Origin of the sequence: Enterobacter sp. EGD-HP1, assembly GCF_000733275.2 — a bacterium.
GTDB lineage: Bacteria > Pseudomonadota > Gammaproteobacteria > Enterobacterales > Enterobacteriaceae > Enterobacter.
This window is the reverse complement of the sequence record NZ_AVOP01000014.1, coordinates 58,713-71,837: the sequence shown is the minus strand read 5'-3', so window position 1 is coordinate 71,837 and position 13,125 is coordinate 58,713. Positions and strand designations below refer to the sequence as shown.

The window sequence follows — 13,125 nt, the reverse complement described above, 5'->3', positions numbered from 1 at the left end:
TCAGATTTATCTGAATATGTAAGTGAGTAGGCTTTGTTGACCAGAAAGTTCGGAAATGGCCTCCGGGATCTATAGCTATGAAAGTTAAAGAGAAAATGTGGGATGGTCGCGGCCGTCCGCGTAAGTTCCAGCCAGGTGAAGCGGTGGAGTGGCGATTGCGTGCTCCGGATAATTTGCTTATGGAGCTGAGAATATGTGCCAGAGCTGGCAACAGGAGTGTGAATGAGGAAATTATTGCCAGGCTTTTATTGTCGCTAAATTATCAGCCGGGTAAGCCAGTCATTAAAACTGCGGAGGGTGAGCGGCTCATAGCGCTAGCGGTAAGATTCGAGGAGTGGCTTGGGAAGTTACTTGATAGTGAATCCGCTGAAGTTGTGGATGAAGTTAAAACCCCACTCAAGCAGGAGCAATTGTGGATGTGGCGCGAGGGTGAAAGAGTTTTGCTTCCGGGGAAAACAACCGGATATAGCATGCGAATTCCTGAAAACCTTGCGGATGAAATCAGGGCAATGGCGAAGGTGCATAACCGTAGTCTGAATGACGAAATGCTCACCCGTCTGATGAATACGCTGGGTTATTTTACGGAAAGGTTACTTGACCAGAACGAGGATGTGCAGGCGCTTAAAGTTCTTTGCATGGAGTTCGAGGTGTTCCTGAAAGAAAAAATAAAGGAGGTGGAGAAAAGTGACCTTCCCTGGGATGAAAAGCCGTCCCTGTGATCGATGTGAGCCGGGATGTCCGGCTCACAGATTTATTCTTTTTCGTTGATGAAGTGTCTGGCTTCTGCCTCATCCTCAGCTGTGTTAATGCCGGTTATAATCATATTAAGCGTATCTTCGAGGCTTCCCTCGCCGTCTTTTCCTGTCATTTTTAAATACATCTCAGAAAGTAATGTGGCGATTAGGAATGTGCCCTCGCGGGAGCCGGCTGCTTTTCTTATGAGGTCTCTGCGATATCCTTCGATATCAAACTGGTTGCCATCCTCGCCATCGCGTTTATAGACAAGCAGTCCAAGCCTGATTAATTCGTTGCAGGTGGCTGATATGTTTGCTTCTCCAGCATTCGCACCGTTTTGCAGGTCTTGTTGAACTATATCGCGAACTTCACGTTCAATTTTATCTTTAAGGTAGATGCCGACTCTTCCCATATTTCTTACCTGTTTTAAGTTAGTGTCGGAACCGACACTACGTATGGCTTGTTGGTGGATTATCAGATTGCTGTGCAAGGCTGTAATTGGTTGATACTGCTGTGAATTCCTGTTCTATACAGTAGTACAATCCAGCACTATGATGTGCGACAGTGTGACACTGTGCGATATATAATTCAATGTAAATAAAGCATGTCTACAATTGTATGATACATGTGTGACATACCGAAACTAACAGGTATCAGGATTATACGATAGTGTAGTGTCGGTATGTACGACATTAAGCGGTCACATTTCAAAATCGCGCAAATTTCTTACAAACATCCCACTGAAATAAAAGGAAAAATCTGCAAGACGAAGTCTTGCGTGGGGTGTGATGTTTTAAAGGGTTAGTAAAGAGCGGCATGTTAATACCGCCTACTGTTCTGACATGTTTATTTCGGACAGGTGTTAAATCCCATCAGAAGAGCGCTCACGCGCGTTTGTAGTGAATTTACTTGATTACGACGATCCGCCGGGGTATTTTTTAAAGCGCCTCTCCAGAGCCCGTTTATTTCGCTAAAAGGCCAAACCATGAAAATATCGTTACTGCCTGCTGCTTTGCTGACTCTTTCACTATCTGCTGGCGCAGCTCCGCAGATGTGCTTTGATCAGGCCGGGAAAGATTACCAAATTGATCCGCTTCTGCTTATGTCAATTTCGATTAAAGAGAGCCATCTGGTACCAGATGCGATAAATGGATTAAACAGGAATGGGACAGAAGATGTCTGTGGGATGCAGGTGAACAGCTCACATTACGGTAAACTTAAAAACTTCAATATTACCCGTGAGCGCCTGTTGAATGATCCATGTATCTGCGTTTATACGGGTGCATGGGTACTCGCGCACAACTTCAGGTCATACGGAAAAAACTGGGACAGCGTGGGGATGTATAATACGGGGCCGAGCAAAAAGCTCATTACGCAGCGCAAGGCCTATGCACAGGATATCAAAAATATATATCGCGTATTACTGGCCAGAAAAAAGTTACTTTCTGAACGTCTCGCGCCATCTGCGGGTAAGGAGCATGAGATAAAAACTGCAGAAACAGCATCACTTAACAGCGGGCAGTAAAAAGCCGCTCTGTTGAGCGGCTTAATTTTCAGGCCTTCAGTTTTGCAAACTCCTCAGCCATTTTCCAGAGCACCTGATTTAATTTGATGTCACCATCTATTCCGGTGACTTCCCGCGTTCTGGTCATCTTCCCTTTTTCCGTTCTGCCACGAATTCCCCCACGGATCACATTTTCCTGCACCACGTTAAACGTGGTCCATAAATCCTGGCCTCTGTCGAGCACACGGCGAGGGTTAATAATTTGCTCCGGTGTAATCGGCGCTGGTTTTCCATCGTATTTAAGTTCCAGGGCGGTCTTACCAAAAAGGCGCTGCTCAGGCAAAGTGAGCTGAATGCTTTTCATGAGGTCAATATTTTCATCAACCGCGTCAAATGTTTTCAGCACCGTGTAAGCGCCTTCAATAACCTGCCCGACAATATCCCCTTTGTGGGGTACGCGGATTTCACCAAAATCCTTCCATGCAACCAGACCATTACTGCAAACCTGACGGAACATACCGGGGATCATTTTATAGCTGCTTGAACCATCATGGCTATTCAGCAGAATAATTTCCGGTACTTCTTTTCCGTTAATCTGGTCATGACGGCGCAGGCGAAGCATATGCTTTGTAAAGTCGCGTTTATCCTGGTCACGTGTACGTGACTGAGTTGCATAATATGGCTGAAAACCTTCATCACGTAAGCGATCAAGAATGTTAATGGTCGGTATATACGTATGACGTTCAGAGCGTGAATCGTGTTTATCCGATGAGAAAGCGCTGGGAACGATGCGCTGTAATTCATCATTCGTCAGCGGACGGTCTTTACGGATCGAGGTAGGCATACGATAACGGCTTGCGAAACTGACCATTTTTATTTACTCCTGATTATTTAGTTAGAGATGAAGAAATAACGCGGTGAAAATTATCCAGCGGCATTGCAGCTGCCACCGGGCGACCATCTACAACCCAGACAGAGATATAGTCCGGGCATTCGTCATTTATTAACGTCAGCTCAGTGGCATTCTCTGGCGGCGTAAAAATTGCCGGTTGTGGCTCCCCTTCCGTTGCTGCCAGGACCCAGCAAAACAGATCCGTGAACTGGGACGTGGTGAGGTTTGAATCACATCTTCCGGTAGATTCTTGAGCGGCGGTTTTGACGTTGACGTTTCGTGTGTGCATCCTGGTTTTCTCCTGTGGTGATGGTTGTCCATCTCCCTGGTGAGTTCTCTCGCGGCAAAGGGCAAAGGAGCAACGGCGAAGGGAGGAAGGAAAGGGGCGGAGACGAAAGTTTTTGCGGTACGCAAAAAGTTTTGGCGGAGTGCATTTCACCCCTTGGATGACGACCCGACGGTGCTACGACAAGCCCTCCGCGTGAGGACACACGGGAGATGGCTTCTCCGGGGGAACAGGATGCACACACCCGACACGTCGGAACGGCGTGGCGACCTTAAAGCGACGGCATCAGCCGGCGCGGTGAAGGCGTTCCGGACGGCACGGCCGGAGAAGCCGCAGCCCTTGACCTTAGCCATCAGACCCTAGCGTCAGCCCGAAACCCGGAGGGGTTCGGCGGAGCCCGGCGGGTGCGCAGCGGCCGCCCTGGCGGAGTGGGGCTCGACGACCGGACAGCAACGCTGGCCGGGAGCCGAAGGGGGCCATCGCCCTGCCCTGTTTTCAGGTTATGGCCACGGAGCTGTAGCAGAGAAAGTTAACCAGCAGGACGCCGGTTATGATCGCAAGAGAGGAGAGAATCACTGCAACGGGGAAAGGCAGGAGCGCCGGAGGCGCTTTCGCCCTCCCCGTTTCCCCGAAGGGGTAGCGTTTTTTGCGGTTGCCCCGATGATATGCACCGGGGCCAGGATTTCCGCTCAGTTCGGTTCTTCGCTGTCACCTCCGTTTTCCTGCTCATAGTGCATCATGGCCATATTCAGCAGGGCATTAAATCCCTCGATGCCAGCCCCGTCCGGCTCGCACTGTTCGCACAGGTGCAGCAGATTGGCCAGAAAATCCGTGATGACAGTTTGCACGCTTTCGCTTTCCCTGTTCAGCCCGGTTTTACGGGCAAATTTCCAGAGCACATCTGCAGCCAGCGCGGCGTGATCATCGTTGCTGCGGATTTTTAGCGGTTCAGGCTGACCGTTAAGGCGTTCTGCCATCGTCTCCAGCACGGTCGCCGGAACAGCGTTCAGTGTGTTGCTTGTCATTTTCTCTCTCCCTGCGGCAGGTTAGCCCTGCCGCTCTGTCAGTCAGGCGGCCACGGTGGCCAGAAATTTTTTCATTGCATCCAGACGACTGCGAAATGCCAGACGGCCCTGCCAGTCATTGAAGTAATAAACAGGGGTGTAACGCACTCGGTTCGCTTTCAGGGTCAGCGTATTACCGGTCACGACTTTCGCGGGTATACCCAGCAGTGCCAGCTGGATAAAGGCCATATCTGCCACCATTGGATCGATGTCAGTGCAGGTGGCATACAGCTGTTGTGAAGGGTTATATCCCGCTTCAGCCATCCAGTATGCAAAGGCAATGACCATTCCGGCGCTACCACAGGCAGGCTCATCGAGCGTCATCCACCCCTCACGCTTTATCGTCTCCTGAGCGCCGGGCATGAGTAGTCCGGCCATCAGGCGGGAGATGCAGGACGGGGACAAATACTGCCCCATTTCGTCCGCGCCCAGCTCCTGCTCCATATACAGAGCGCCGAGGAAATCATGAATTTCACCCGCCAGCCCCTCCACCAACAGGCAGAACAGCTGCTTCATGGCGTCCAGATCGTCCGGCTGATACCGTTCGCAGATGCGACGGCTGTTTTCGATGCTTTCTGGCGAGCGTATGCTCGCTGTATCAAGACCGCTGGCGGCCAGGGTGATAAAGTCGCGGAACACTTCGGAACGGCGCATATATTTCGCGGTTTGACGGAACACACTGGCGAACTGCTTACGCGCCTCAACTGGGGACTGCACCCGGACAGGAGCGGAAGCCCGCGGCTTCGGATCAGCCTGGTCTGCCAGGAACAGGGATTCAAAACTCAGTTGTGACATGGTTTCACCTTACCGGCCGCCCGCAGGCGGCCGCCTCCTGTTAAGCCAGTCCAAGCGCCGGATAGACGCTGACAGCCAGACCACAGTCAGCCTCGGCGGCGTAGCCCGTTTCGGCATTTACCACGGACAGAAACTGCTGCCACTGTGAGAAGCGCAGCGCGGGGACGCGTGCGCGTTTTCCGGCGCGGAGGGCATTTACAAATGCCTTCGCCTGTGCGACAGTTTGCGGGTCAAATTTCACGATCAATCTCCTTACTTTGGTTGTGATTGCCGGTTCACCGTTCCAGCGGCTACCCGGCGTTGAGAAAGCAGGGGCAACCCTGCTTTTTTAATGCGCGGAATTCAGCGGCGCATCGAGACAAAAACGTGCGATCACGTCGCCAATCAGCTCACGGTGATGGCGGGTGTGCAGGTCATGGCACTCAAAGAAACGCGCGCCGTACCGGACAAAAATTGCGGTCACATCCCCGCCCGTAAACTCCATTGATTTGAACGACTCCCCGCCAAACCCCCTGCACCAGTCCACTGGCGGCAGTATTTCCAGCTGGTCGATATACCGGGCCTCGGTGATTTCCGCCCAGGGACGGCGATAGCCGTCATTCTGCTTTTCCTGTACCAGAGTCGCGGGGATCAGCTCCGCATCCGGATAGAGACGGCGAAGGGATTCCAGCGTTTTCGCTTCACGCTTAGTCACCCACTGCCCGTCCAGCTGGGTTGCCCGGTCATAAACGGCGTTATGAGACGGAACAAAAAAGGCCATTGGTGCAGCGGTCGGGGTGTTAACGCTCATGTTTCTGGCTCCTGTCTGATGAGGTTCCGTGCGGCGGCTGCCGCACGGGGTGAATCGGATTTAAATGTCGATACCTTCGCGCTCGATCAGGCGCACAAACTGTTTGAAGTGGTCAGCTTCAGCCACATGGATATGGCGGAACTGTTTATCGACGCCGCTGCTGAGGGCGTAGAAATAGGTGCAGCGCATTGTTTCGGGGCAGCGTCTGCGCAGTTTCTTCAGCTCTGCAAGGCTGCTGAACTCCAGAACGTCCGATTCCTCCTCAGAGTTTTTTTTCGTCTCAGCGACGAGGATCGTGTACGACACGGTTTTTCCCCCTATCTTCCTGGAAGATTCGGGAGCGGCGGTTTTGACGTTGACGTTTCGTGTGTGCATCCTGGTTTTCTCCTGTGGTGATGGTTGTCCATCTCCCTGGTGAGTTCTCTCGCGGCAAAGGGCAAAGGAGCAATGGCGAAGGGAGGAAGGAAAGGGGCGGAGACAAAAGTTTTTGCGGCACGCAAAAAGTTTTGGCGGAGTGCATTTCACCCCTTGGATGACGACCCGACGGTGCTACGACAAGCCCTCCGCGTGAGGACACACGGGAGATGGCTTCACCGGGGGAACAGGATGCACACACCCGACACGTCGGAACGGCGTGGCGACCTTAAAGCGACGGCATCAGCCGGCGCGGTGAAGGCGTTCCGGACGGCACGGCCGGAGAAGCCGCAGCCCTTGACCTTCGCCATCAGACCCTAGCCGTATGGCCCGAAACCCGGAGGGGTTCGGCGGAGCCTGGCGGGTGCGCAGCAGCCGCCCTGGCGGAGTGGGGCTCGACGACCGGACAGCAGCGCTGGCCGGGAGCCGAAGGGGGCCATCGCCCTGCCCTGTTTTCGGGTTATGGCCACTGAGCTGCAGCTGAGAAAGTTAACCAGCAGGACGCCGGATATGACGCCCGGGATGAAGAACACAGAGAAAACCAGGCTGAAGCCAGGTACAGGCAGGTAACTCATGGCGCGCTGACTTCAGCAAAATCAGGCAGGAAAGACAGGAATGTGGACAAGGCGGAGGGAGCAGAGGGGCAGCGCCGAAGGCGCGTCCCCCTTCCCCCGTTCCCCGCAGGGGAACAGCCCTTCCCGGAAGTTCAGGCGTGCGGTCGCGTCAGGAAGGAAAAAGGGGCTACCGGCGAACCGGCAACCCCTTCATAAAGGCGCTTCAGGCATATCAGGCCAACTCAGCTCCTGAAAAGGCGGGGTTTCCCCCGCCTCCAGGTTGCTACTTACCGTTGGATTCGTAAGCCAGGCTTGCCGCGACCTCCCTGTCCCCGTCCTTTAGCCGGAGTTCGCATAAGCGGTTCCGGGTCAGGCACGTGAATATCAAAAGCGTTATACACACGATTAATACGCACCAGATAAGGGCGTTTCGCGGCAGTTTCATGGTTTACTCCTCCTTGCAAATTGCACGGTAAGAGGCCATACTGGTGTTGACTAGACATACAGCGGGCCTCGTGGGTTAATGAAAATTAACTACGGGGCTTTCTGCTTTCTGCCACACAACACGGCAACAAACCACCTTCACGTCATGAGGCAAAAAGCCTCAAGCGCCATCGCCATTATATCCCGTTGTCGATCATCTGCCCAGGAATAACAGTCTGAAAACTGTATAAATCCTCATCATTGTTCCGCGTCATTCAGCTCCTGAAATCCCAAGCGCCTCACGAATATCAGCGGCTCGCTGTTCGCTTCCGGCGGCTACGCCGGCGTTATAGACAAGGCTGATCAACGCCTGCAACATTTCCCAGTCATCCCGCTCCAGCCGGGCATCAAGGCGGTACAGGATCTTCCCGCTTTCAGCATGCCGGAACACGGTTCCTGTCTCTTTTTTGTCGAACCTGCGGCTGATAATGCTCAATAGCCCTCCCGGTTATCCGTACCTTCTGACCACTCGCGGATCTGGTCTTCGAGCGCCTCAAGATGCCTGTCTATACTCTCAGCCAGCTGCTCGCTTTCGGTTTCCAGCCAGCCACTGAGTCCGTCCCACTCGCAGCACATCTCTTTCAGCTTTGCCGACATGGTACGGAGCTTGTTACGCTGGCTGCGCGCGACTTTCAGCTCCGTCTTGCAGGGGTTATTTCTCATTCTGCCCCCTGCTGATACCGCAGCTTGTTCGGTACCTGCCAGCGCTCAGCAGTACGGACAGGTTCCGGTGTCTCCCGCACGATGAACGGGATTTCGTACATCACTGCATACAGCGGCTCACCGCTGATGCGAAGCCAGTCAAGTTCCTTCAGCGACGTGAACCGCGACTGCCAGCGCCAGAACGGTCCGGCAAGCTCTGCCGCGTCAAACTCGTCGCTCCACCGGGTGTACCAGGTGCAGACGGTTTCCGGTGACTGAAAATTCAGATCGATTTTCGCCTGCTCCAGCAGGTTCTGGCGCAGTTTCCAGCGCTGTTCGTACTCGCGGGACTGGCGGCGCAGCTGGCGCGTGGTCTTAATGCCGGACCTGTGCAGCCGTCGACCCGTGCGGGTGTGCATGACTTCAGGAAACAGTTCGGCCTGAACGTCAATCGTGAGCGGCAGCGGGCAGGCTTCACCACTGGTGGCTATCATGGTGTTAAGCGCCTCCTCGACCTGTTTCAGGTTCGAATGACGGTTATTTGGCACCCAGTGCAGGCCAGGTATTTTATTGGCCACCGTGGCGTTGAGACGCCCGCTGCCCGTGAGAAGGCGCAGAAAGGTACGCACATACGGCATGGAGGGCAGTCGCGCACCGCGTTCGCGGGCAGACTCAACATGGCTGATAGCCTGTATTGCAGCCTGACGGGCTGGCTTCAGGGAAACGAGCGCGTGTGAGGACGGGATCATGCTGTCACCTCCACGCTCATCAGGTTCACCACTGTGCTGGCTGTGCAGTTAAAGCGGCGCATACCTGCCAGCTGCGCGATCAGCTGGTTTATCCGGTCAGGCTGGAGCGTATCGCTCTGGTAAAGGGTACGCACCACTTCACCGCCGGAGGAGAGCAGCACCAGAAGCCAGTAAGGCGAGACTTCGCCGGGGCTGCACACGCACAGATGCCAGTCATCGCTGCCGTCCGCGCTGAAGCGGCACTGGACGGGGAAGAAGCCGCCGAACTCGGTGCGGAACTCGGCGCAGACGCACCATCCTTCAGGTGTCGACAGAAGGCAGGTCACGGCGTCGCTGAGGGCGCGGCGCGCGTCCTCGCCCTGCTGACGGATAAACTCCAGGTCTGTGGCGGTCAGTGTGTTGATTCGGTTCAGGTCATATTGCATGGTCATGTCTGTTTCCGCCGCCCGAAGGCGGCGGCCTCCGGTATTAAGCAGCGTGGTCAGTGGTGTGAGCGTCGGTTTCGGTGGCTTCTTCAGCCTCAGCGGCTGGTGATGTGCGCACCATCCAGTCAGGCAGCCAGCCCTGAGCATTCAGATCCTGCTCGGCGGCCTTCGCCGCATCGCGGCGCTTGAGCTTCACAATCTCTCCGGCGCGGGCACTGAGTCCGGCTTCTTCGTAGGCTTTGCCAATCTGGGCGATGGTGAGCTTGCCGAAGTAGCTCTCAGCATCCGGCTGCCACCATTTGCGCAGGTCAAAGTCCAGCGCCGCTTCCAGCCCGTCCAGTTCGCTTTTCTGCGTATGGTTGTACATACGTTCCTGAATACCGTTGATACCGTGCGCGGCACAGAATCCCAGCAGGGTGTTCACCTGCTCCGCTGACCATGAAAGCAGCCAGGTGAAATCGAGATGCCAGTTTTCGGGCAGCGTTGCCTGAAGCGCCTCTTTCTGCGCTTTGAGCGCCGTCAGCGCCTTCCCTTCTTCACCGGATGGAGCCAGTGATGCAAGGTGATACTGATTCGAGGACACGGAGGCTTTCAGCGGTTCGCTGCGCTTGCCGTGGGTGCGATCAAAGAGCGCAAGACACAGCGTCCACGTCAGCAGCGCCACCGATACGTCGGGACGACCCGCCAGTTCGGCCTGAACGGCGAGAGTCCGTTCGGCTGACATAGCCTTAACCAGCGTTGCCGGATAGGCGTCGGCGGGAATTTCAGGCGTGGTGTGTCTGATCACATTGCTTTCACGCTCCTGACGCGCCTGTTCTTCAGCTACCCGGTCTTCGTCGGTCAGCTTGCGGATACCAGGCTGAACCTGAAAATTGCTACCGTCCCATGACACCCAGATTCCGTGCGCGGCGCGAAATTCCGGCGTGGCTTCGCGGTACTGCGCCTCGCAGTAAATGTCATCGATATCCTGCTGAAGCTCGTATTCGTCATCGTAGCTTTCAGTGGCTTCCATTTGTTCTTCCAGCTCACTGACGCGCTTCTGTTCTTCTTCCGTCAGGACAGCTTTCGGCATCGCAAAACGGTACTGTTCACCGTCCTCACCGCTGGCACGCAGTTCCGTCATACGGAACTCGGCCCAGCCCCAGCCCTGCTCCTGCTTAACGCGAGCGGCGAGCACGGTGAGCTTGCCAGCCAGCAGAGATTTCACCAGCGCCGCATCGGCAAAGGTGCTGTCCTTGTCGCTGAACAGGTCGGCGGTCAGCGTACCGCCAGCGGCGGTATAGGCTTCCTCACCCACATACTCAAACATAGGGTGACTGATGGCCATCTTGTCGTCGGTCACCATTTTGCGCAGAGTCTGTACGGCAGGATCGCGCCACTGTTCAACAGCCTCTTTCCAGACCTGCTCCTGACGCTCATGGGTATCAGCAAGTGTCAGGACTTCACACTGTTCAACGGAGATTTCATCCCGCGCCAGCGCATCCAGCAGGGAGGGGGCAAGATTCGCCAGCTTCAGGCAGCGCTGAACGTGGCGCGGGTGATAGCCCATCAGTGCGCCGATCTGAGAGGACGTTTTACCTTCCTGCTGAAGGGTACGAAAACCGATAATCTGCTCGGCGGGATGCATGTTTTTACGTCGACCGTTCTCGATCATCGAGGCCGCCACAGCCATCTCAACGGGCAGGACTTTCACCGGAACAAACGGCGTGTCTGCATCGAGCACACCGCGCATCACCAGAATGCCTGTGCCTCTGCGGCGACCTTCCCCGCCGACAATGCCGATCGTACCGTCCGGCAGTTCTGCACCGATCAGGTTCTGGAGGATGCCCATTGCCTGAATGCTGTCTGCCATCTCTTCCACTTCCTGATCGGTATGCGGAATGATGCGCGTGTTTAAGCCCGTGTGTGACAGGCGGGAGTACGGGAAGATTTGCACGGGCGTATCAGCGAGCAACTGGACGAGCTTCTGCTCGGTAGACTGCGCGATTTTTTCCGCAGATTTTGTCTGACGGGTGGTCTTAGCTGGTTTTTTTGCCGTAGTATTGGTGGCGACCATGATTTTTACCTCTCAGTGATAGTTGTGGTTAGCCGTGGCCGGATTGCCCTCCGGTCACGGCACTCGGTTAACCGGTAATGCGTTTCGGGTGTGCTGCCAGTGCTGCAAAGGACGGATAGCCATCAAGAACCTGCATCATGACTTTTGCCCCTTCCAGCATCGCTTTATCCGTTACGCTGCCGCTGTTTTCACACACGTTGATCGTTGCCACGATCCCCGATTTCACATCTGAAAAACGCTCATACATGCGGTTGCTGAACAGGACACGTTTCCCTCCTGCCATCACCTGCCAGTTGTTGCAGTCGTTAAAGCGGGTGTCCACGTTGTCAAACTCGACCACGTGGGTGTCGCTGGCCTGAATGCGCAGCAGCTTCACGATTTCAGTGCTCTGCCCGACCTTACGGGTCGCCGGACGGGTGTTAAGGTTCTGCATGTTTCCTCCTTCTCTGGGTTAAGGCCGGACATCCGGCCTCCGGTTAAAGCTGCACGTATTGCAGGTTGCGTTTCAGTTCAAAAAGAAAATCCGGTTCAAACGACCAGGCGCGCCAGTTAAGCGTTCCGTTGGTGCGGATCTCCACCTGAATGTCTCCGTATCGGGACACATCGGACAGGGTGACGGTGACACCCGCTTTCAGCGAAGTGGCCTGAGCCACTCACTCCCGTGCGACAGAAACAGGGTTTTGTTCTTCCCCCATCTTCCTGGAAGATTCGGGAGCGGCGGTTTTGACGTTGACGTTTCGTGTGTGCATCCTGGTTTTCTCCTGTGGTGATGGTTGTCCATCTCCCTGGTGAGTTCTCTCGCGGCAAAGGGCAAAGGAGCAACGGCGAAGGGAGGAAGGAAAGGGGCGGAGACGAAAGTTTTTGCGGCACGCAAAAAGTTTTGGCGGAGTGCATTTCACCCCTTGGATGACGACCCGACGGTGCTACGACAAGCCCTCCGCGTGAGGACGCACGAGGGATGGCTTCACCGGGGGAACAGGATGCACACACCCGACACGTCGGAACGGCGTGGCGCCATTAAAGCGACGGCATCAGCCGGCGCGGTGAAGGCGTTCCGGACGGCACGGCGGGAGAAGCCGCAGCCCCTGACCTTCGCCATCAGACCCTAGCCGTATGGCCCGAAACCCGGAGGGGTTCGGCGGAGCCCGGCGGGTGCGCAGCGGCCGCCCTGGCGGAGTGGGGCTCGACGACCGGACAGCAGCGCTGGCCGGGAGCCGAAGGGGGCCATAAGTGGGATTCAGGTGTTTTCAGAGGATTTGCTGATCGGGTTTCAGAGCCGCCACGCCACGCCACGCCACGCCACGCCACGCCACGCCACGCCACGCCACGCCACGCCACGCCACGCCACGCCACGCCACGCAGGACCGTATCAGTGACAATTTGCCCTCACAATGCCCTTCATGTGCATCTCCCCGGGCTTACATCAGGGCGGGAGGGGGCAGCGCCGCAGGCGCTGGCCTTGCCGTCCGTCTGCCCGAAGGGATGACAGGGTTTTCGCGCGCGAACAGGCGGCGCATATGCCCCGCCCGGATTATTTACTGTGCATCCACCTGACCGCCCTGGAGAATGAAGTGGCCGCAAAGATAAACGGCACACTGGCGGGTAGCCGATTCGCAGATCTCATCCAGCACTTTCGCTGTGGTTACGGGGCTGAGTCCGGATTCGCGACGTCGATCGTTGATAAGCGTTTTATACTGGCGCAGGATGCTGCGGGTTTCCGGTGACAGTTGCATAGT

20 protein-coding genes and 1 pseudogene are annotated in these 13,125 nt (G+C 55.6%); 2 read left to right on the top strand and 19 right to left on the bottom strand.

Features of this window, described 5'->3' with window-relative positions; all coding sequences use genetic code 11:
- The first annotated feature begins 77 nt into the window (after positions 1–77).
- Entirely contained in the window at positions 78–719 is a 642-nt protein-coding gene (locus tag N037_RS12370) for an Arc family DNA-binding protein (RefSeq protein ID WP_032641260.1), read from the top strand.
- Positions 720–751: 32 nt separating this feature from the next.
- Here N037_RS12370 and N037_RS12365 read toward each other — a convergent pair whose 3' ends face one another.
- Positions 752–1,147 carry a relaxosome protein TraM gene (locus N037_RS12365; RefSeq protein WP_032641258.1) on the bottom strand — a complete coding sequence of 132 codons (396 nt, stop codon included), beginning with the start codon at positions 1,145–1,147 and terminating at the stop codon, positions 752–754.
- Between the two features lie 573 nt (positions 1,148–1,720).
- On the opposite strand from N037_RS12365, the gene N037_RS12360 reads away from it, so the two are divergent.
- The gene (locus N037_RS12360) at positions 1,721–2,260 is read left to right on the top strand and encodes a lytic transglycosylase domain-containing protein (RefSeq protein WP_032641254.1); all 540 of its coding nucleotides are present in this window, start codon (positions 1,721–1,723) and stop codon (positions 2,258–2,260) included.
- Between the two features lie 28 nt (positions 2,261–2,288).
- Here N037_RS12360 and N037_RS12355 read toward each other — a convergent pair whose 3' ends face one another.
- The 18 genes and pseudogenes from N037_RS12355 to N037_RS12275 form a co-directional block, all read right to left on the bottom strand.
- Positions 2,289–3,110 carry a DUF932 domain-containing protein gene (locus N037_RS12355; RefSeq protein ID WP_032641252.1) on the bottom strand — a complete coding sequence of 274 codons (822 nt, stop codon included), beginning with the start codon at positions 3,108–3,110 and terminating at the stop codon, positions 2,289–2,291.
- Positions 3,111–3,126: 16 nt separating this feature from the next.
- Positions 3,127–3,420: a hypothetical protein gene (locus N037_RS24010; protein ID WP_072163962.1), complete on the bottom strand. Its 294-nt coding sequence runs from the start codon at positions 3,418–3,420 to the stop codon at positions 3,127–3,129.
- Between the two features lie 686 nt (positions 3,421–4,106).
- Complete coding sequence (locus tag N037_RS12350) at positions 4,107–4,442, bottom strand: hypothetical protein (protein ID WP_032641250.1); 336 nt, start codon at positions 4,440–4,442, stop codon at positions 4,107–4,109.
- Positions 4,443–4,484: 42 nt separating this feature from the next.
- Positions 4,485–5,276, bottom strand: coding sequence for an N-6 DNA methylase (locus N037_RS12345; protein WP_032641248.1), 792 nt, complete (start codon positions 5,274–5,276; stop codon positions 4,485–4,487).
- A gap of 40 nt (positions 5,277–5,316) precedes the next feature.
- Positions 5,317–5,517, bottom strand: a complete 201-nt coding sequence (locus tag N037_RS12340) for a hypothetical protein (protein ID WP_032641245.1) — start codon at positions 5,515–5,517, stop codon at positions 5,317–5,319.
- Between the two features lie 87 nt (positions 5,518–5,604).
- Positions 5,605–6,066, bottom strand: a complete 462-nt coding sequence (locus N037_RS12335) for a DUF1419 domain-containing protein (protein WP_050511252.1) — start codon at positions 6,064–6,066, stop codon at positions 5,605–5,607.
- 60 nt (positions 6,067–6,126) lie between these two features.
- The gene (locus tag N037_RS12330) at positions 6,127–6,441 is read right to left on the bottom strand and encodes a hypothetical protein (RefSeq protein ID WP_032641243.1); all 315 of its coding nucleotides are present in this window, start codon (positions 6,439–6,441) and stop codon (positions 6,127–6,129) included.
- A gap of 876 nt (positions 6,442–7,317) precedes the next feature.
- Complete coding sequence (locus N037_RS12320; RefSeq protein ID WP_223256846.1) at positions 7,318–7,440, bottom strand: type I toxin-antitoxin system Hok family toxin; 123 nt, start codon at positions 7,438–7,440, stop codon at positions 7,318–7,320.
- A pseudogene (locus N037_RS25225) lies at positions 7,385–7,537 on the bottom strand (DUF5431 family protein); the annotation flags it as partial. The pseudogene N037_RS25225 and the gene N037_RS12320, both read right to left, overlap by 56 nt.
- A gap of 191 nt (positions 7,538–7,728) precedes the next feature.
- Entirely contained in the window at positions 7,729–7,953 is a 225-nt protein-coding gene (locus tag N037_RS12315; RefSeq protein WP_072163952.1) for a hypothetical protein, read from the bottom strand.
- Positions 7,950–8,180, bottom strand: a complete 231-nt coding sequence (locus tag N037_RS12310) for a hypothetical protein (protein WP_032641239.1) — start codon at positions 8,178–8,180, stop codon at positions 7,950–7,952. The genes N037_RS12315 and N037_RS12310 overlap by 4 nt, the downstream gene beginning before the upstream one ends.
- On the bottom strand, positions 8,177–8,908 hold the full coding sequence (locus tag N037_RS12305) for a plasmid SOS inhibition protein A (protein WP_032641237.1): 732 nt from the start codon (positions 8,906–8,908) through the stop codon (positions 8,177–8,179). The genes N037_RS12310 and N037_RS12305 overlap by 4 nt, the downstream gene beginning before the upstream one ends.
- A complete protein-coding gene (psiB, locus tag N037_RS12300) occupies positions 8,905–9,339 on the bottom strand; it encodes a conjugation system SOS inhibitor PsiB (protein WP_032641235.1) in 435 nt (144 codons plus the stop codon). The genes N037_RS12305 and psiB overlap by 4 nt, the downstream gene beginning before the upstream one ends.
- A 37-nt stretch (positions 9,340–9,376) precedes the next feature.
- Complete coding sequence (locus N037_RS12295) at positions 9,377–11,389, bottom strand: ParB N-terminal domain-containing protein (protein WP_032641233.1); 2,013 nt, start codon at positions 11,387–11,389, stop codon at positions 9,377–9,379.
- A gap of 67 nt (positions 11,390–11,456) precedes the next feature.
- Positions 11,457–11,822: a hypothetical protein gene (locus N037_RS12290; RefSeq protein ID WP_032641231.1), complete on the bottom strand. Its 366-nt coding sequence runs from the start codon at positions 11,820–11,822 to the stop codon at positions 11,457–11,459.
- 43 nt (positions 11,823–11,865) lie between these two features.
- Positions 11,866–12,042 carry a DUF905 family protein gene (locus N037_RS25075; RefSeq protein WP_197278580.1) on the bottom strand — a complete coding sequence of 59 codons (177 nt, stop codon included), beginning with the start codon at positions 12,040–12,042 and terminating at the stop codon, positions 11,866–11,868.
- Between the two features lie 594 nt (positions 12,043–12,636).
- A complete protein-coding gene (locus tag N037_RS25335) occupies positions 12,637–12,768 on the bottom strand; it encodes a hypothetical protein (protein ID WP_269432645.1) in 132 nt (43 codons plus the stop codon).
- Positions 12,769–12,924: 156 nt separating this feature from the next.
- The gene (locus N037_RS12275) at positions 12,925–13,122 is read right to left on the bottom strand and encodes a hypothetical protein (RefSeq protein WP_032641229.1); all 198 of its coding nucleotides are present in this window, start codon (positions 13,120–13,122) and stop codon (positions 12,925–12,927) included.
- Positions 13,123–13,125 lie beyond the last annotated feature (3 nt).